Origin of the sequence: Burkholderia glumae LMG 2196 = ATCC 33617 (assembly GCF_000960995.1) — a bacterium.
Lineage (GTDB): Bacteria > Pseudomonadota > Gammaproteobacteria > Burkholderiales > Burkholderiaceae > Burkholderia > Burkholderia glumae.
Map to the genome: position 1 here is coordinate 2122558 of NZ_CP009435.1, position 18466 is coordinate 2141023.

General features: G+C 68.6%; 11 protein-coding genes and 1 pseudogene. 5 read left to right on the forward strand and 7 right to left on the reverse strand.

The genetic code is table 11. From position 1 onward, the window contains the following. Positions 1 to 54: 54 nt before the first annotated feature. The 6 genes and pseudogenes from KS03_RS22215 to KS03_RS22240 all read right to left on the reverse strand — a co-directional run bounded on the left by KS03_RS22215 (position 55) and on the right by KS03_RS22240 (position 13033). Complete coding sequence (locus KS03_RS22215) at positions 55 to 3357, reverse strand: efflux RND transporter permease subunit (RefSeq protein WP_012735083.1); 3303 nt, start codon at positions 3355 to 3357, stop codon at positions 55 to 57. 3 nt (positions 3358 to 3360) lie between these two features. Next, positions 3361 to 6483 carry an MdtB/MuxB family multidrug efflux RND transporter permease subunit gene (locus KS03_RS22220; RefSeq protein WP_012735084.1) on the reverse strand — a complete coding sequence of 1041 codons (3123 nt, stop codon included), beginning with the start codon at positions 6481 to 6483 and terminating at the stop codon, positions 3361 to 3363. Between the two features lie 13 nt (positions 6484 to 6496). After that, complete coding sequence (locus KS03_RS22225) at positions 6497 to 7849, reverse strand: MdtA/MuxA family multidrug efflux RND transporter periplasmic adaptor subunit (protein ID WP_012735085.1); 1353 nt, start codon at positions 7847 to 7849, stop codon at positions 6497 to 6499. Between the two features lie 380 nt (positions 7850 to 8229). Beyond that, positions 8230 to 9030 (reverse strand): annotated as a pseudogene (locus tag KS03_RS22230) (IclR family transcriptional regulator); the annotation flags it as partial. A gap of 584 nt (positions 9031 to 9614) precedes the next feature. Next, positions 9615 to 11588: a PhoX family protein gene (locus KS03_RS22235; protein WP_012735087.1), complete on the reverse strand. Its 1974-nt coding sequence runs from the start codon at positions 11586 to 11588 to the stop codon at positions 9615 to 9617. A gap of 251 nt (positions 11589 to 11839) precedes the next feature. After that, positions 11840 to 13033: an ammonium transporter gene (locus tag KS03_RS22240; RefSeq protein WP_012735088.1), complete on the reverse strand. Its 1194-nt coding sequence runs from the start codon at positions 13031 to 13033 to the stop codon at positions 11840 to 11842. Positions 13034 to 13404: 371 nt separating this feature from the next. Between KS03_RS22240 and KS03_RS22245 the strand changes: the two genes are divergently transcribed. From KS03_RS22245 to KS03_RS22265, 5 genes are all read left to right on the forward strand, one after another. Continuing rightward, on the forward strand, positions 13405 to 13845 hold the full coding sequence (locus KS03_RS22245; protein ID WP_026051725.1) for a BCAL1086 family glycoprotein: 441 nt from the start codon (positions 13405 to 13407) through the stop codon (positions 13843 to 13845). A gap of 102 nt (positions 13846 to 13947) precedes the next feature. After that, entirely contained in the window at positions 13948 to 14385 is a 438-nt protein-coding gene (locus KS03_RS22250; protein ID WP_012735090.1) for an Rrf2 family transcriptional regulator, read from the forward strand. Positions 14386 to 14494: 109 nt separating this feature from the next. Continuing rightward, the gene (locus tag KS03_RS22255) at positions 14495 to 15139 is read left to right on the forward strand and encodes an NAD(P)-dependent oxidoreductase (protein WP_012735091.1); all 645 of its coding nucleotides are present in this window, start codon (positions 14495 to 14497) and stop codon (positions 15137 to 15139) included. Positions 15140 to 15315: 176 nt separating this feature from the next. Continuing rightward, the gene (locus KS03_RS22260; RefSeq protein WP_012735092.1) at positions 15316 to 15786 is read left to right on the forward strand and encodes an Lrp/AsnC family transcriptional regulator; all 471 of its coding nucleotides are present in this window, start codon (positions 15316 to 15318) and stop codon (positions 15784 to 15786) included. Between the two features lie 59 nt (positions 15787 to 15845). Then, positions 15846 to 16040, forward strand: coding sequence for a hypothetical protein (locus KS03_RS22265; protein WP_012735093.1), 195 nt, complete (start codon positions 15846 to 15848; stop codon positions 16038 to 16040). A gap of 70 nt (positions 16041 to 16110) precedes the next feature. Here the strand turns inward: KS03_RS22265 and KS03_RS22270 are convergent, their stop codons facing one another. Beyond that, positions 16111 to 18423 (reverse strand): FUSC family protein, encoded by a 2313-nt coding sequence (locus KS03_RS22270; RefSeq protein ID WP_012735094.1) that lies wholly within the window; start codon positions 18421 to 18423, stop codon positions 16111 to 16113. Positions 18424 to 18466 lie beyond the last annotated feature (43 nt).

An 18466-nucleotide genomic window follows, 5' to 3' on the forward strand; every position in this document is an offset into this window, starting at 1 on the left:
CGGGCGCGGGCGGGGCGTGCCGACGGCGTCCGGCGCCGCGCCCGCGCGCGGCCGTCACTCGCTCGCGCCGGCCGGCCGCGGCGGCGTGCGGCGTGCGCGGCGCCGCTCGGCCGCCACCCGGAGCCGGTCCATGTAGAGATAGACGACCGGCGTGGTGTAGAGCGTGAGCACCTGCGAGACGATCAGCCCGCCGACGATCGCGATGCCGAGCGGCGCGCGCAGCTCGGCGCCGTCGCCGTGCCCGAACGCGAGCGGCAGTGCGCCGAGCAGCGCGGCCATGGTGGTCATCATGATCGGCCGGAAGCGCAGGCGGCAGGCTTCGTGGATCGCGTCGAACGAGGATTTGCCGTGGCGCGAGGCGTCGATCGCGAAGTCCACCATCATGATCGCGTTCTTCTTGACGATGCCGATCAGCAGGATCACGCCGATCAGCCCGATGATGCCGAACTCGGTCCTGAACAGCAGCAGCCCGAGCAGCGCGCCGACGCCGGCCGAGGGCAGGGTCGAGAGGATCGTCACCGGGTGGATGTAGCTCTCGTAGAGCATGCCGAGCACGATGTAGATCGCCGCGATGGCCGCCGCGATCAGCAGCAGCTGGTCCTGCAGCGCCTTCTCGAAGGCCTGCGCGGTGCCCTGGAAGCTGCCGGTGATGGTGGGCGGCATGCCGAGCTCGGCCATGGTCCGGTAGATCACCTCGGTCGCGTCGGACAGCGCCACGCCGGGCGGCAGGTTGAACGAGATGGTGGTGGCCACGAACAATCCCTGATGGCTGACCGACAGCGGCGTGTTGCTCGGCCCGAACGAGGCGATCGCCGAGAGCGGGATCATGGTCGACATCGAGGTCGAGACGGCCGCGCCCGACGACGCGCTCGACTTGCCGCTCGCGGCGATCGCGTTCAGCGCCGCGTTGCGCGCCGAGTCGCTGGCGATCGCCGCCGCGCTGGTCGCGCTGGTGCCGGCCGCGCCCGTGCCGGCGCTCGCGGCCACGAAGGTGCCGGCCGCGGCGTTGGTGGTCTGCGAGCCTTTGGCGGCGCCGCCCGAGGTGCTGACGTACAACTGCTTGAGCATCTGCGGGTCTTGCCAGTACTTCGGCGCGACCTCCATCACCACGTGATACTGGTTCAGCGGGTTGTAGATGGTCGATACCTGGCGCTGGCCGAACGCGTCGTAGAGCGTGTTGTCGATCTGGGCGGGCTGGATGCCGAGGCGCGCGGCGGTCGCGCGGTCGATCGTGACCATCGCCTCCAGGCCGCCCTGCTGCTGGTCGGAGTTCACGTCGGCGAGCTTCGGGCTGCGCTGCAGCGCCTCGGCCAGCTTCGGCCCCCACCGATAGAGTTCGGCCGTCGAATCGCCGAACAGCGTGAACTGGTACTGCGCGTTGGACTGGCGGCCGCCCACCCGCAGGTCCTGCGCGGCCTGCAGGAAGGTGCGCGCGCCGGCCACCCGCGCCAGCTTCGGGCGCAGTTCGGCGATCACCTGGTCGGCCGACTGCTTGCGCCCGGGCTTGTCCTTGAGCGAGACGAACATGAAGCCGGCATTGGTGGCGCGCCCGCCGCTGAAGCCGGCCACGCTCGCCACGTTCGGATCGGACTGCACGATCCGCATCATCTCGCTGAACTTCACCTTCATGGCCTGGAACGAGGTGGACTGGTCGGCCTGGATTCCGCCGATCATCAGACCGGTGTCCTGCTGCGGGAAGAAGCCCTTGGGCACCTTCACGTAGAGCAGCACGTTCAGCGCGACGGTGGCCGCCAGCGACAGCAGGATCAGGCGCGGGTGGCGCAGCGCCCACAGCAGCGAGGCGTCGTAGCCGCGCTGCAGCCGCACGAAACCGCCTTCGAGCCAGCGCGCGAGGCGTCCTTCCTCGCGGTGCGCGTCGGCCTCGGGCAGCAGGCGCGCGCACATCATCGGCGTGAGCGTGAGCGAGACCACCAGCGACACGCCGATCGCGAGCGACAGCGTCAGCGCGAACTCGCGGAACAGCCGCCCGATGATGCCGCTCATCAGGAGGATCGGCAGGAACACCGCCACCAGCGAGAGGCTGATCGACAGCACCGTGAAGCCGACCTCGCGCGCGCCGTCCAGCGCGGCCTGCCTGCGCGACTTGCCGTTCTCGATGTGGCGCGCGATGTTCTCCAGCACCACGATCGCGTCGTCCACCACGAAGCCGGTGGCCACGATCAGCGCCATCAGCGAGAGGTTGTCGATCGAGAAGCCGAGCAGGTACATCGCGCCGAACGTGCCGATGATCGAGATCGGCACCGCCACGCTCGGAATCAGCGTGGCGCGCCAGTTGCGCAGGAACAGGAACACCACCATCACCACCAGCCCCACCGCGATCAGCAGCGTGTGCTCGGTGTCGGTGAGCGAGGCGCGGATCGTCTTCGAGCGGTCGAGCACCGGCGTCACGTCGACGTCGGCCGGCATGCCGGCCTGCAGTTGCGGCAGCGCGGCCTTGACGCTGTCCACCGCGTCGATGATGTTGGCGCCCGGCGAGCGGTAGAGGATCACCAGCACGGCGCGCTTGCCGTTGGCCAGGCCGATGTTGCGCAGGTCCTCGACCGAATCGACCACGCTGCCGACGTCCGACAGTCTCACCGCCGCGCCGTTGCGGTAGGCGATCACCAGGTCGCGGTACTGCGCGGCGCTCGAGGCCTGATCGTTGGTATAGAGCTGAAAGCGTTGCGGGCCGAACTCGATGGCACCCTTCGGGCTGTTGGCGTTGGCCGAGGCCAGCGCGGCGCGCACGTCCTCCAGGCCGATGCCGTAATGGAACAGCGCCTGCGGCTCGAGCTCGACGCGCACCGCCGGGTTCGCCGAGCCCGACACGTCCACCTCGCCGATCCCGTCGATCTGCGAGAGCGCCTGCTGCAGCACCGTGGAGGCCGCATCGTAGAGCCGCGCGGGCGAGGCGGTGTCGGAGGTCACCGACAGCACCATGATCGGCGAATCCGCCGGGTTGACCTTCTTGTAGGTGGGATTGCTCTTGAGGCTGGCCGGCAGGTCCGCGCGCGCCGCGTTGATGGCGGCCTGCACGTCGCGCGCGGCGCCGTCGATGTCGCGGTTCAGGCCGAACTGCAGGATGATCCGCGCGCTGCCCACCGAGCTCGTCGAGGTCATCTCGGTGACGTCGGCGATCGAGCCGAGATGCCGCTCGAGCGGGCTCGTCACGCTGGTGGCGACGGTCTCGGGGCTCGCGCCGGGCAGCGAGGCCGACACCGAGATGGTCGGGAAATCGACCTGCGGCAGCGGCGAGACCGGCAGCTTCGCGAACGCGAACAGGCCCGACAGCGCGATGCCGAGCGCGAGCAGGGTGGTCGCGATCGGGCGGTGGATGAACAGGCGCGACAGGTTCATGGCTTACGCACCCGTGCCGTGCGCGTCGTCGCCGGCGGCCGGCCGGCGACGCTCGAACGCGCGGCGCACGCGGCGCGCGAGCGAATCGAAGCCGAGGTAGATCACCGGCGTGGTGAACAGCGTGAGCACCTGCGAGACGATCAGCCCGCCCGCGATCGCGATCCCGAGCGGCTGGCGCAGCTCGGAGCCGGCGCCCGAGCCGACGATCAGCGGCACCGCGCCGAGCAGCGCCGCGAGCGTGGTCATCAGGATCGGCCTGAAGCGCAGCAGGCAGGCCTGGTAGATCGCCTCGCGCGGCGGCTTGCCTTCCACGCGCTCGGCCTCGAGCGCGAAGTCGATCATCATGATCGCGTTCTTCTTGACGATGCCGATCAGCAGCACGATGCCGATGATGCCGATGATGTCGAGGTCGTGGCCGGTGATGATCAGCGCGAGCAGCGCGCCCACGCCGGCCGACGGCAGCGTCGAGAGGATCGTGATCGGATGGATGTAGCTCTCGTAGAGCACGCCCAGCACGATGTACATCGTCACCACCGCCGCGAGGATCAGGAACAGCTGGTTCGACAGCGACGACTGGAAGGCGAGCGCGGCGCCCTGGAAGCGGGTCTGGAACGAGGCCGGCAGCGCGAGCGCCTGCTCGGCCGACACGATCGCCTTCACGCCCTCGCCGAGCGAGGCGCCCGGCGCGAGGTTGAACGACACCGTGGTGGCCGGGAACTGGCCCAGGTGGGTGACGAGCAGCGGGGCGGCGCGCTCGTGAAACTTCGCGATCGACGAGAGCGGCACCTGGCCGCCGCCCGCGGCCGGCAGGTAGATGCTGTTCAGCGATTCGACGTAGTGCTGCATCTGCGGCTCGGCCTCGAGGATCACGCGGTATTGGTTCGACTGCGTGAAGATGGTCGAGACGATGCGCTGGCCGAACGCGTCGTAAAGCGCGTTGTCGACGGTGGCCGGCGTGATGCCGAAGCGCGCCGCGGTGGCGCGGTCGATCTCGACGTAGACCGACTTGCCGCTCGCCTGCAGGTCGGTGGCCACGTCGGCCAGCGCCGGCTCGTGCCGCAGCTGGCGCACCAGCTTGGGCACCCAGGTGGCGAAGTCGTCGGGGTTCGGGCTCGTCAGCATGAACTGGTACTGCGTCGGGCTGACCGTCGAGTCGATCGTCAGATCCTGCACCGGCTGCATGTAGAGCGAGATGCCGGGCAGGTCCGCCACCTCCTGCTGCAGGTCGCGGATGATCGCGGTGGCCGATTCGCTGCGGTCGTCGCGCGGCTTCAGGTTGATCAGCATGCGGCCGCTGTTGAGCGTGATGTTCGAGCCGTCCACGCCGATGAACGAGGTCAGGCTGGCGACGTTCGGGTTCTTCAGGATGCGCGCGGCCAGCGCCTGCTGGCGCTCGGCCATCGAGCCGTAGGAGACCGACTGCGGCGCCTGCGTGATGGCCTGGATCATGCCGGTGTCCTGCACCGGGAAGAAGCCCTTCGGCACGAACACGTAGAGCAGCGCGGTCAGCGCGAGCGTGAGCAGCGCCACCACCAGCGTGGCGGCCTGGCGGTCGAGCACCCAGCGCAGCGCGGTGGCGTAGCGCGCGATCACGTAGTCGATCGCCGCGTGCACGCGCGTCTCGAAGCGGTGCTGGCCCTTGGGCGGCGTATGGCGCAGCAGCTTCGCGCACATCATCGGCACCAGCGTGAGCGACACCACCGCCGAGATCACGATGGTCACGGCCAGCGTGATCGCGAATTCGTGGAACAGGCGGCCCACCACGTCGCCCATGAACAGCAGCGGGATCAGCACCGCGATCAGCGAGACCGTCAGCGAGATGATGGTGAAGCCGATCTGGCGCGAGCCCTTCAGCGCGGCCTCGAGCGGACTGTCGCCTTGCTCCACGTAGCGCGCGACGTTCTCGATCATCACGATCGCATCGTCCACCACGAAGCCGGTGGCGATGGTCAGCGCCATCAGCGAGAGGTTGTTCAGCGAGAAGCCGGCCAGGTACATCACGGCCAGCGTGCCGATCAGCGAGAGCGGCACCGACAGGCTAGGGATGATGGTGGCATAGACGTTGGCGAGGAACAGGTACATCACCAGCACCACCAGCACCACCGACAGCGCGAGCTCGAACTGCACGTCGCGCACCGCGGCGCGGATCATGGTGGTGCGATCGGTGACGATCTGCACGTCGAGCGCGGCCGGCAGCGTCTCCTGCAGCTTCGGCAGGATCGCCTTGATGCTGTCGACGGTCTGGATCACGTTCGCGCCGGGCTGGCGCTGCACGTTGACGATGATCGCCGGCTCCGCGTCGACCCAGGCGCCGAGCTTGGTGTTCTCGGTGCCCGCCACCACCTTCGCGACGTCGGTCAGCATCACCGGCCGGCCGTTCTTGTAGGCCACCACCGCGCTGTCGTACTGGTCGGCGCTGGTCAGCTGGTCGTTGGCGTTGATCGTGTAGGCGCGCGTCGGGCCGTCGAAGTTGCCCTTCGGCGTGTTGACGTTGAGGTTCGAGATGGTGGTGCGCAGGTCATCGAGGTTCAGCCCGTAATGCGCGAGCGCGAGCGGATTGGCCTGGATCCGCACCGCCGGCCGGTTGCCGCCCGACAGGCTCACCAGCCCCACGCCCGAGACCTGCGAGATCTTCATCGCGAGGCGCGTGTCGGTGAGGTCCTGCACCTGCGAGAGCGGCAGCGTCTTCGAGGTGATCGCGAGCGTGAGGATCGGCGCGTCGGCCGGATTCACCTTCGCGTAGATCGGCGGCGCGGGCAGGTCCGAGGGCAGCAGGTTGCCGGCCGCGTTGATGGCCGCCTGCACTTCCTGCTCGGCGATGTCGAGCGGCAGATCGAGGCTGAACTGCAGCGTGATCACCGAGGCGCCGGCCGAGCTTTGCGACGACATCTGGTTGAGCGAGGGCATCTGCCCGAACTGGCGCTCGAGCGGCGCGGTGACCGAGGAGGTCATCACCTCGGGGCTCGCGCCGGGGTAGAAGGTCTGCACCTGGATGGTCGGGTAGTCGACCTCGGGCAGCGCGGCCAGCGGCAGGAAGCGCAGCGCGAGCAGGCCCGCCAGCATGATCGCCGCCATCAGCAGCGCGGTGCCGACCGGGCGGAGGATGAAAAGACGTGACGGATTCATCGATCAGGCGTCGTCATTGCGCGGCGGATTGGGACGCGCCGTGATGGCGATTGCCGCCGGCGCGCCGGCCGGCGTGTGCCGCCGAGGCGCCGGCAGCCGCCGCGCCGGCGGCGCCCGATGCGCCGGCCGGATGGTCGGCCGGGATGGTGATCTTCGCGCCTTCGCGCAGCCGGTCCACGCCGTCGGTGACGACGCGCTCGCCCACCTGCACGCCCTGGGCGATGCTGGTGCGCTCGCCGTCGACCGGGCCGGGCTTGACCTTGCGTACCGTGACCGTGTCGTCGGGCTTGACGATGTAGACGAACTGGCCGATCGAGCCGGTCTGCACCGCGGCGGTCGGCACGATCACCGCGTCGTGCAGCGTGTCCACCAGCAGCCGCGTGTTGACGAACTGGTTCGGGAACAGCTTGTTGTCCGGGTTGGCGAAGGTGGCGCGCAGCTTCAAGGTGCCGGTGGCGGTGTCGATCTGGTTGTCGAAGGTTTCCAGCGAGCCCGTCTCGAGCGGCACCGTGTTGTCGCGGTTGTAGGCCGTGACCGACAGCTTCCGGCCGGCGTTGACCTGCTTGAGGATCGGCGGCAGGTTGTCTTCCGAGGTGGTGAAGATCACGCTCATCGGCTGCAGCTGCGTGATCACCACGATGCCGTTGGTGTCGCCCGGCGTCACGTAGTTGCCCGCATCGACCTGGCGCAGGCCGACGCGCCCCGAGACCGGGGCCGTCACGCGCGCATAGGTCAGATTCAGCTTGGCCGAGTCGATCGAGGCCTGGTCGGTCTTGACGGTGCCTTCGTATTGCTTGACGAGCGAGGCCTGGGTGTCGACCGTCTGCCGGGCGATCGAATCCTGCGAGAGCAGCGTCTGGTAGCGCTTCAGGTCCAGGCGGGCGGTGGCGAGCAGGGCCTGGTCGCGCGCGAGCGCGCCTTCGGCGGTTTCGAGCGCGACCTGATAGGGGCGCGGATCGATCTGGGCCAGCAGGTCGCCCTTCTTCACCATCTGGCCTTCTCTGAAGTTCACCGACTGCAGATAGCCGGACAGCTGCGTCTTGACCGTGACGTTGGCGAGCGGCGTGACGGTGCCGAGCGCGGACAGCACGATCGGCATCTCGCCGCGCGTGGCGGTGGCGACCTGCACCGGCTGCGGCTGGTTCGCGAACTCGGCCGGCCCGCCGTGGCGGCGGCCGCCCGCCTGGCCCGCGGCCTGGCCGTCGCCCGGCGCGGGCTTGCGCCACGGCTGCCACCAGAGCAGTGCCGCGCCGGCCACGACGACGGCGGCCACGCCGATCATCACCGGCCGCCGGCGGTTGCGCGGCGGCGGGTCCTGAGGATCGGGGGCGGGGGAGCGAGGCGTTTGCGGTTCCGGGTTATTCATGTTCGATCTGGCTGACGCTGACGTGAGCGGGCGAGGGAGGCGCCGCGCGAGCCCGCTGCCGCAGCGGGCCGCCTCGGGCGGAAAGAGCGCCGCGCGCCGGCGGCGCGCGCGAAGTTGCATGATGCTACGTTGCCTGCCGGGCAATCGTCCAGAGCACTTTCTTTCGACCGTTTACGGCGGTAACGGCTTGTTTTCGCGGCGTGACGCCGTGATGACGCGAGGCTGACGCGGCGCTGACGACCTGGCAAGGGCCGGGCATGCGGCGTGCTCAAGCGGCTGCCGCCGCGCCGTGTTGCCGGCCGGGCCGCCGTCGCGCGATGCCCGGCCGGGCGCGGCTGGCTGGCCCGCTCAGCTCGCTTGGCGTGGCGTGGCGGAATCTCGCCGCCGATCTCGCGCGTGATGTCGGCGATGCAGGCCTGGATGGCGGGCACGGCAGTCTCGAGCAGCCATTCGGCCGGATACTGCTGGGCGGCGCCGCCGCAATTGACGGCATAGCGCTGGCCCGACGGGCCCACGAAGCCGGCCGCGATCGCGTTGAGCCCGTCGCGCCATTCGCCGATGGCGAGCGCGTAACCGTTGCGCAGCGTATCCTCCAGGGCGGGGCTGAGTCGTGCCACCACGAGCGGCCAGTCGTCGCCGTGGGCCGCCTGCAGCGCGGCGAGCAGTTCGCCGCGCTCGTCCTCGTCGAGCGCCGCCAGGTAGGCGCGGCCGACGGCGGTGCGCGCCATGTCCATCCGCGAGCCGATCTCGAGCCGGGTGACGAGCACGGCCGAGCGCGGCCGGACCACGTCGATCGCGACCATGTCGAGCCGGTCGCGCACGGCGAGATGGACCGACAGCGAGGTGCGCTCCGCCAACTCGCTCAGGAACGGCCGCGAGCGGGCGCGGATGTCGAAGTTGCGCAGGAAGCCTTTGCTCAGTTCGAGCACCGAGGCGGTCAGTACGAAGCGCTCGCTGTCGGGCAGCCGAAGCAGGAAACCAGCGCTGACCAGCGTCGCGGTGATGCGCGAGACGGTCGGTTTGGGGATGCCTGTCAATTCTGTCAGCTCGCGGTTGCTCACCGGCGCGTCCGCCGCCGCGATCCGGCGCAGTACCGCGAGCCCTCTGGCGAGTGCCGAAATCTCATCCGTGGACGATTCTCGATCTCGTGAAGCGGTCGCTGCTTTATTCAGTTTCGGCACGGGACTCTCTCTATTTTATGAAACAAAATCTCAGATTCTCTTAAATAATACGACAAATGGCGGTTCGTGCATGCTTTAAGGAAAACTTTGCATGCAATGACAAAGTCCACGCTGGGCCCTGTTTTTTAGGGTTTAACCTGTCGCAGATGTCGGAAAATTCACAGTCTGACCGTATTTTTCTCTTGACTTGTGATCCGGAAACGGAAAAAATGTACCTGAATTTCGAAACAACGTTTCGCCAAAATTTGGATGACGGGGTTTCGATGCAGTCTCTCAGGTTCTAGCACGGCCCTCGGAATGGCTAGAACTTTTTTAGCGCCACGGTCCCCCGTGGCGCTTTTTTTTTGTTCCGATCGAAAAAGCCAAATTTCCCAATATGTGGGAAATTAGCCGAAAATTGGCGATGAAATCGACGTTTTCGACGGTCGCGGAGCGCGGCCCGGGCGCGGTCGCGCCGATGCGGATGGGAAGCGCAGCTAACGGCACGAAAAAAAGCGCGCCGCGGAAACCCCGCGGCGCGCTGTCGTGAATTCCGGCGAGTGCTGGTGAAACGATGTTTCAAAAAATAGACAGACTGGTCTCCCTCATTTCCCGAGGCGAATCGCGCTGGCTTCGGCTGTCAGGTAGCCCACGCTCGCGCCGAAGCGGTCCTTGTAACGGGCTCTCACTAATGGGTCGAGCGTTGCCTTCACCTTGTCGTGAAGCGGCGACTCCCAATCGCCGGGGTGCTGAAAGTTGCTCATGATGTAGGTCCAGCCATGAATTTCATCGACCGCGTGCAGGCCGGTCGATTCCGCCCCGGACGGGCACGACAGCACGCGCGAGAGCGTTTTCGTGTCGACCTGGTAGGCCCACAGGAAGTTGTTCACGTGCATGCCGGAATCCTCGCCGATGAACAGCGTGCGCAGCTTCTGCGAGAACTTCAGATTGTCCGGGTTGGCGATCCGCTCCGGGTTCGCCGTGTTGCCGAGCGCGTCGGCCGTGGCGAGATCCTCGCCCACCAGGGCGGCCGGCGCGCTCATGTCCACCGGCACCCAGTCGCTGTCGATCGCCGCGCCCGAGGTGTCGCGCTGGCCGCCCTTGAGGTTCAGCGCATAGACGGCGCCGGCCGAAATCTTGCGATCCAGCGCCACGTCGCGCGATACCGGGTTGCCCTTGACCATCGAGGTCTCGATCCGCGACATCGCCGTGTAGACCACCTTGTCCCGTGCGTCCACCGTCGTGCCCTCGAGCTTCGTGAAGCCCATGCTGGCGCCGATCAGCGCGGCGTAGCGATGCGTCTCGAGGAAGGCCGCGGCCTTCTCCATGCCCGGCTTGATGCGAATCCAGTTGAACTTGCCGCCGTAGTGGATCGCGGTGTACGACGCGTCGGCCGGGTCGGTGGTCGAGAGGTCCATGATGTCCGAGGCCTTCAGCGTGTTGGCGAGCGCCTCGATCTCGGCGCTGGTGGCGTGGCCGATGCGCAGCCACGTCAGCGTCGCGGCGCCGGCGCCGGCCGACGACGTCTGGTTCCACTTCGCCACGTACAGCGTGCCGGCCGACAGGTCGGCCGGCTGGTCGGCGACGAACATGAACAGGCCGCCGTTGGTGGCGTCGTCGCCCATCATCACGGTCCGCTGGTCCGGCATCACCTGGATCAGCTCGTGCGAGATCCGGCCGAGGCAGTAGTGCTTGCGGATCGTGCCGGTGCCGTCCGGGTTCACCGTCACCTCGGGCAGGTGGCCGTAATGGTAGGGGTTCGCCGCGCCCGCGCTGCCGAACGTGTTCCGGCTGAACGCGAGGAACTGCGCGTCGGTGGCGGCCCGGGTCGCGTCCGGCTCGTATTCCTCGCTCGACAGATGGGTGTTCCAGGGCGACAGGCTCGCGCCGCAGGTGATCCAGAGGCCATGCGCCGCCGAGGTGTCGACGTTGTGATACTTGACGAGCGTGAGCGCGCCGGTGTCCGGGTCCTGGTCGAGCGTGAGCACCGCGATCGGCGACGGCAGCTGGCCGTAGGTCGAGTCGCCGTTCTGGTTGCGGGTGGCGTATTCGAACTGCACCACCGCGAACACCGGCCGGCCCTTCACGCCGGGCACCTTCGCGTTGGCCAGCGTGAGCAGCGAGCTGCCGTCCGGGCAGTCCGAGAAGAACTGGCGTTCGCTGCCGGCCTTCGAGCGATCGACGATCGGCTGGTTGGCGATGTCGTAGTAGCCGCCCGCGAGCAGCGTGCCGCCGTTGCCGTCCGGCACCCGGTCGCCCGTCGTGAAGAACGGCCGGTAGGCGAGCTTGTAGTCGTGCGTGCTGCCATCGGTAAGCGAGACTGACAGCGTCGAGCCGACCGTGGTGCTGGCCATCGCGGCCGGATCGGCGAGCGTCGGCGCGGGCATCGAGACGAACGCCGCGGCCGCGAAGCTGGCCGCGGAGGTGGCGCCGCCGCCGGCGGCCGGCGTGCCGCCCGGCTCATCGCTGCCGCAGCCGGTCAGCAGCGCGGGCAAGGCGAGGCCGCCAAGCGGCAGCATTGGCGCGCCGACGAGCAGTTTCAGCGCGTGGCGGCGGGAGAGTTGGGTCGGCGCGGTCATGGGTGTCCAGGTTCGTATGGTGGCGGGGAGGGAGAAACCGAAAGCTTGGGGAAAGCATCGGCGAGCCTGGCGCAGTTTAGGCGGGGGATATGAAAGTATTTTGAATGGAATTTGAATGAATTTTCGAATCTTCGGGCGAACCCGCGCTGGCCGGGGCGGCGGTCCGCGGCCAGGGGCGTGCGCTTCGGCGGGCAGGCCGGGTAGCCGGAGCGCTCGGCTGCGGCGGCGCCGACCGGCGCCGCCGGCTTGGCTCAGTCGCGCTCCGGCGTCGCCGTGATGCGATGGATCGACAGATCGGCCCCGTCGAACTCGGCCTCCTGATCGAGCCGCAGCCCGAGCGTGAGCTTCAGCACGCCGTAGACCAGCGTGCCGCCCGCCAGCGCGATCGCGATCCCGCCGAGCGTGCCGATCAGCTGCGAGACCAGCGACACGCCGCCGAGCCCGCCCAGCGCCGGCTGGCCGAACACACCCGCCGCGATCCCGCCGAGCGCGCCGCACAGGCCGTGCAGCGGCCACACGCCGAGCACGTCGTCGATGCGCCAGCGGTTCTGCACGCAGGTGAACATCACCACGAACAGCGCGCCCGCCACCGCGCCGGTGGCCAGCGCGCCGAGCGGATGCATGATGTCCGAGCCGGCGCAGACGGCCACCAGCCCGGCGAGCGGGCCGTTGTAGGTGAAGCCGGGGTCGTTGCGGCCCGCGAACCAGGCGGCCAGCGTGCCGCCCACCATCGCCATCAGCGAGTTGACGGCCACCAGCCCGCTGATTTTGTCGAGCGTCTGCGCGCTCATCACGTTGAAGCCGAACCAGCCCACCGCGAGCACCCAGGCGCCGAGCGCGAGGAACGGGATGTTCGAGGGCGGATGCGCGGCGATCCGGCCGTCCTTCGAATAGCGGCCATGGCGCGCGCCGAGCAGGATCACGGCCGGCAGCGCGATCCAGCCGCCGAACGCATGCACCACCACCGAGCCGGCGAAATCGTGGAACGGCGCGCCGAACGCGCGCGCCAGCCAGTCCTCGATGCCGAAGCGGTTGTTCCAGGCGATGCCTTCGAAGAACGGATAGACGAGGCCCACGATCACCGAGGTCGCGATCAGCTGCGGGTTGAACTTCGCGCGCTCGGCGATGCCGCCCGAGACGATCGCCGGAATCGCGGCGGCGAACGTCAGCAGGAAGAAGAAGCGCACCAGCGCGTAGCCGTTGTGCTGCGCGAGCGTGCCGATGTCGTCGAAGAACTCGATGCCATAGGCCACCGTGTAGCCGACGAAGAAGTAGGCGATGGTGGACACCGAGAAGTCGACGAGGATCTTCACGAGTGCGTTGACCTGGTTCTTCTTGCGCACGGTGCCGAGCTCGAGGAAGGCGAAGCCCGCGTGCATCGCCAGCACCATGGCCGCACCGAGAAGGAGAAACAAGGTGTCGGCCGCCGATTTCAGGTTGTCCATTGCTTGCCCGTGTCCGCTCGAAAAGTGGGCATTTTTAGCAAGAATCGGGCCAATGCGGTGAATCGATGCCTGTTCTCGGTGCGCATCGCACCGCGGCGAGGCGGCTCGGCGTGCGCGGGCCGCCGCCGAGGGGCGCGGCCGGGGAGTCGCGCGTGCTTGCACGGCGATGGTGCGCAGATGTGAGCGGAATTGGTGCGGAATTGCCGTCGGATGGTGCGCGGCGGGTGGCGCCGCCGCGCCGCCGCGTGCGATACGCGCGCTTCCGACCCGCGTGGCGCTCGATACCGGGCCACATGAATGCGGCGCCGGCCCGCGCGCATCGTATTATTGTGATTCCTGCATCAAGAGCGCGCGCGAGCGCGCATATCGCCATGACGTCTTCCTTCCGTTTCGCGCCGCGCCGCGCGCCGTCGTACCGGTTCGCCGCCGTCGCCATGCTGGCCACGCTGGCCCTGGCCGGCTGCGACAAGTCCGATTCGAACGCCACGGCGCCCGACCACGCGGCGAGCGCCGTCGCCAAGGCCGCCGCGCAGGCCGCGAACCAGCTCGACCGGGCCGCCAGCTTCGTCGACAGCCAGATCGCCGCCGCCAAGGCCGGCGTGGCCTCGGCCGCCTCGGCCGTGCCGCCCGTTTCGGCCAGCGATGTGGCCTCGGCCGCGCAGGCGCACCTGAAAAACGCCGCCACGGCGGCGTTCGGCCTGGCCGCCTCGGCGGCCGGCTCGCGCCTCGAGACGGCGGGGCGCAAGCTGCAGCAATGGAGCCGCGAGACTGCCGCGTCCTCGCCCGACGCCGAGAAATCGGCGAACCGCTGAGCGAGGCTTGCCCTTGGGACTAAATGTAACTAATATGAGCACACTTTCTCGCCGAACGGCCCGTCCGGCTGCGCGGTTGGTTGAGCGGCCGGGCCAGCGGGCATGAACACCAGCAGCCGGTTCGCCTTCGCCGTTCACGTGCTCGCCTTGCTGTCGCAACAGGAGGGCGTGCCGCTGTCGTCCGAGATCATCGCGGGCAGCGTCAACACGAATCCGGCGCTGATCCGCCGCCTGCTGTTGAGGCTGGCGGCGGCGGGGCTCACCCGCTCGCAGCTCGGTGCCGGCGGCGGCGCGTTGCTGGCGCGCGAGCCGGACTCGATCACGCTGCTCGACGTGTACCGGGCGGTGGACGATGCGCAGTTGTTTGCGCTGCACCGCGAGGCGCCGAATCCGGACTGCCTGGTCGGGCGGCATATTCAGAGCGTGCTGAGCGTCTATATCGACGACGCGCGGCGCGCGATGGAAGCCTCGCTCGCCGCGCGCACGCTGGCCGACGTGACGGCCGACGTGCTGCGCGAGGAGGGCGCCGGCGCGGCGTAGCGGCAGGGCCGATGCCGGGCGGGAAAGCCCCGGGCGGAGCGTGGTCTCCGCCTTTTTTGCGAACTTAAATGTAAGTAAATTGGTTACATATAACCGAAGGAGTTTCGACATGTCGTCACGCATCTTGAATATCGCGCTGTTCGGCGCATCGGGCATGATCGGTTCGCGGATCGCGGCGGAAGCGGCGCGGCGCGGACACCGCGTGACGGCGCTGTCGCGGCGGCCGGGCGCGAGCGCGGGCAACCTGAGGGCGCACGCGGCCGACCTGTTCGACGCGGCCGGCGTCGCGGCGGCGCTGGCCGGGCAGGACGTGGTGGCGAGCGCCTACGGGCCGGGCCGCGGCCAGGCCGAGGAGGTGGTCCGCGCCACGCGCGCGCTCGTCGAGGCGGCCCGGGCGGCGGGCATCAAGCGCCTCGTGGTGGTGGGCGGGGCCGGTTCGCTGGAGGTGGCGCCGGGCCGGCAGCTCGTCGATGCCGACGGCTTTCCGGCCGAGTACAAGGCGGTCGCGCTCGCGCATCGCGCCGCGCTCGACGGCGAGCTGCGCCCGGCCAGCGACCTCGACTGGACGTTCTTCGCCCCGGCGGCGATGATCGCGCCGGGCGAGCGCACCGGCACGTTCCGCACCGGCACGGGCGCGCTGATCCGCGACGCCGCAGGCAACAGCCGGATCTCGGCCGAGGACTACGCGGTCGCGTTCGTCGATGCGATCGAGCAGGGGCGGTTCGTGCGCGAGGTGGCGACGGTCGCCTATTGAGCGCCCGGTGCCGCGCGCGGGCCGCCTCGCGCGGCCCGCCAGCGCTTGCCGGCGGGCGTGCCCGGCCCCTTGGGCGTCCGTGTTTGTCCCGGTCCACGCCGGGGATGAGTTTTCCTATTGTTCCTCCGATAATATCCGGCGTAGAAAAATTTTCTATACCATCGGGAACGGGGAAAATGGACCATATCGATCGCAAGTTGCTGGAACTGCTGCAGGCCGACGCGACGCTGCCGATCTCGGAACTCGCCCAAAAGGTGAACCTGTCGCAGACGCCTTGCTGGAAGCGCATCCAGCGCCTCAAGGACACCGGCGCGATCCGCGCGCAGGTGGCGCTTTGCGACGCGCGCAAGCTCGGCGTGGGCACCACCGTGTTCGTGGCGGTGCGGACCAACCAGCACACCGAGGAATGGGCGAACACGTTCACGCGGGCGGTGCGCGAGATTCCGGAAGTGGTCGAGGTGTACCGGATGAGCGGCGAGACCGATTACCTGCTGCGCGTGGTGGTGGCCGACATCGCCGACTACGATCGCGTCTACAAGCTGCTGATCCGCACGGTGCCGCTGTCCGACGTCAGCTCGTCGTTCGCGATGGAGCAGATCAAGTATTCGACCGCGCTGCCGGTGCGCTGCGAGGCGGCCATCGTCTAGCGCCGCGCACCGGCACGCGTAGAATGGGCGCTTTCGGCCATCGCGGAGTGCGTCGTCCCATGAGCGAGCAGCGCAGGAAGGACCCGGTACGGCGGGTGTCCGTGATGATCGTGGTGATCGTGCTGGCGGTGATCGGCACGGTGCTCTACAACGCCATTTCCGAGAAGCGCGCCTACGACGCGCAGCAGGACGGCGCGGCATCGGCCGCGGCGCCGGCCACGGCGTCGGGGGGCGGCCCGACGTCGGGCGGCTGAAGTGCGCCGCTGAAGTGCGCCGCGTTGCTCTTGCCCCGTTCGCGGTTCGCCGGTGCGCCCGCTCGGCGGCTCACTGCGGTAGCCGGATCAGGCTCGCATCCTTGCGGATCAGCAGCGACGAGGCGAGCATCTGCTTGCACTGATGCGCGAGTTCCTTCAGGTCGCGCACCATGTCCGCGCCGGCCGTCTCCGATTTTTCCGCCGCGACCACCATCGAGTCGAGCTCACGGGTGAGCTGCTTCGTCAGCTCGGCCTGGTCGGCGGGCGGCGGCGTGCCGGCCTCGGCCTGCTCGAGATTCTCGCGCACCTGCGCGAGGCCCTTCTGCAGCGCCGCGTAGCTGCCCGGCCCGGCCTCCTCGCTGGTATTGCGCAGCAGCGGCGCGGCCGCCGTGATCTGCGCGCCCAGCACGTGCGTCTGCACCAGAAGGTCGTTCAGTTCGGGCACGAAGCGCTGCTGCGCCTTCGGCTCGATCATCATGCGCTGGAACGCCTGGCCCAGATTCGCGAATGCGATGTGAACGTTCTTGCGCGCGAGCCGGTACGGATAATCGTCCTCGAGCGGCGAGCCCTTCGCCGCGTCCTTGGCCGCCGCCTCGGCCGCGGCCGCCACGGCCGGCACCACCGCCGCACCGTCCACGGCCGCCACCGACGGCGCGCCCTGGGTCTGCCCGCGCCCCACGCGCCACGCGGCCTCGAAGTACTTGCGGGTGGTGGCGAGCACCTCGGCCACCAGCTTGCCCATCGCGCGATATTCCCAGTACGGGAACAGCCGGCTCGCCGCGATCGCGATCATGCAGCCCACCACGGTGTCGATCGCGCGCTCGCCGATGATGCGCATGCTGCCCGGCGCGAGCAGGTGGAACATCAGCAGCACGTAGGACGAGGTGAACACCACGCTGGCCGCGTAGTTGAACAGCAGCAGGCTGTAGCTCATCACCATCGAGCCGAACATGATGGCGATCAGCAGTGCCGGCGACTTCACCGTGTAGATCAGCGCGATGCTGATCGCGCAGCCGAGCAGCGTGCCGACGATCCGCTGCGCGTTGCGCTGCTTGGTCAGCGAATAGCCGGGCTTCAGGATGATGATGGTGGTCATCACGATCCAGTACGCGTTGGTGAGCGGCAGGAGCCGGCCGAGCCAGAACGCCACGGCCACCGCCACCGTCACGCGCAGCGCGTGGCGAAAGCTCGGCGAGCGCAGGCTCAGGTTCGAGAAGATCAGCATCGGCGAGAGCCGGCGGCGCTGCAGGAAGCGCGCGAGCGTCTTGTCGATCCTGATCTCGGTGCGCGTGCCGTCGGGCGTGTCGGTCAGCGAGCGGCGCATCTTGTCGATCAGGCGCGTCGCGCTCCAGATCCGCCGGAACGTGGCGAGCACCGCCGCGTAGGCCTCCGGGTTGGTGGCCGGGAAATTCTTCTTGCGCATCAGCTCGATCTCGTACTCGATCGCGCGCAGCTCGGCCTTCACGCTGGTGCGTGACTGCGGGGCCCGGTTCTCCAGCACGGCCAGGCCCACGGTTTCGAGGTCGCCGGCCGCCTTGCGGATCAGGTCGCGATAGAAGATCAGCAGGTCCGAGCCGCCGAACGTGCTGCGCACCAGCGAGTAGTCGGTATGCGCGCCGACGAACATCTCGTGCAGGTCCACGCTGTTGATGAACAGGTTGAACATCATGGTGCGCGCCGCGTCGAGCTTGCCGTGGCGCAGCTTCGGCAGGTTGCGCAGCACGATGTCGCGCGCGGTTTCCTGCGATTCGACGGCGGCCACCTGCTTGAGCACGAGGTTGCGGTAGCAGTCGTCGAGGTCGGCGTCGAGGTCGTAGAACTCGGCACGCGCGAGCAGGTAGCCGGCCAGCGCGAAGAAGCTGTCGGCCAGCGCCTGCTGCTCGATGCGGCGCGCCTGCCAGCGCGACACGAAAGTCGCCCAGTAGGTGTACCAGAGCCCGCCCGCGAGAATCCACGCCGCGTTGACGAGCGCCTGCAGCGGCGTGAAGGTGTCCTCCAGCGTCATCACCATCATGAACAGCGTGGCGAAGCTGATCTGCGGCCAGCGGTTGCCGTACACCACGATCAGCGACAGCACGAAGGTGAGCGGCACGATGGTCAGCCACAGCGCGAAGATGTTCGGCGTGGCCAGGCCCGTGGCGAGCGCCGACAGGAAGCCGATCACGCTGCAGGCCAGCATCTCGTTGTGCTTGTACTTGAGCGGGCCGGGCATGTCCACCACGCAGGCGCCGAGCGCGCCGGTGGCGATCGTGAAGCCGAGGTCGCGCTCGTGGAACACGATCAGGCAGAGCACCGCCGGCAGCGAGACACCGACCGCGATGCGCAGCCCGCCGAAGAAATACTGGCTGTAGAGGAACTTCCTGATTTCGATCGAATAGCGCATCGATGGAGGGTTGGCAAGGCGGCGCGGAGACCGACGAGTCTAA

Excerpts from the sequence above, each read along its gene's own strand:
- KS03_RS22250 (WP_012735090.1), top strand. The coding sequence starts at position 13,948 with ATGAACACCAGCAGCCGGTTCGCCTTCGCCGTTCACGTGCTCGCCTTG.
- KS03_RS22225 (WP_012735085.1), bottom strand. The coding sequence starts at position 7,849 with ATGAATAACCCGGAACCGCAAACGCCTCGCTCCCCCGCCCCCGATCCT.
- KS03_RS22245 (WP_026051725.1), top strand. The coding sequence starts at position 13,405 with ATGACGTCTTCCTTCCGTTTCGCGCCGCGCCGCGCGCCGTCGTACCGG.
- KS03_RS22220 (WP_012735084.1), bottom strand. The coding sequence starts at position 6,483 with ATGAATCCGTCACGTCTTTTCATCCTCCGCCCGGTCGGCACCGCGCTG.
- KS03_RS22235 (WP_012735087.1), bottom strand. The coding sequence starts at position 11,588 with ATGACCGCGCCGACCCAACTCTCCCGCCGCCACGCGCTGAAACTGCTC.
- KS03_RS22270 (WP_012735094.1), bottom strand. The coding sequence starts at position 18,423 with ATGCGCTATTCGATCGAAATCAGGAAGTTCCTCTACAGCCAGTATTTC.
- KS03_RS22215 (WP_012735083.1), bottom strand. The coding sequence starts at position 3,357 with ATGAACCTGTCGCGCCTGTTCATCCACCGCCCGATCGCGACCACCCTG.
- KS03_RS22265 (WP_012735093.1), top strand. The coding sequence starts at position 15,846 with ATGAGCGAGCAGCGCAGGAAGGACCCGGTACGGCGGGTGTCCGTGATG.
- KS03_RS22255 (WP_012735091.1), top strand. The coding sequence starts at position 14,495 with ATGTCGTCACGCATCTTGAATATCGCGCTGTTCGGCGCATCGGGCATG.
- KS03_RS22260 (WP_012735092.1), top strand. The coding sequence starts at position 15,316 with ATGGACCATATCGATCGCAAGTTGCTGGAACTGCTGCAGGCCGACGCG.
- KS03_RS22240 (WP_012735088.1), bottom strand. The coding sequence starts at position 13,033 with ATGGACAACCTGAAATCGGCGGCCGACACCTTGTTTCTCCTTCTCGGT.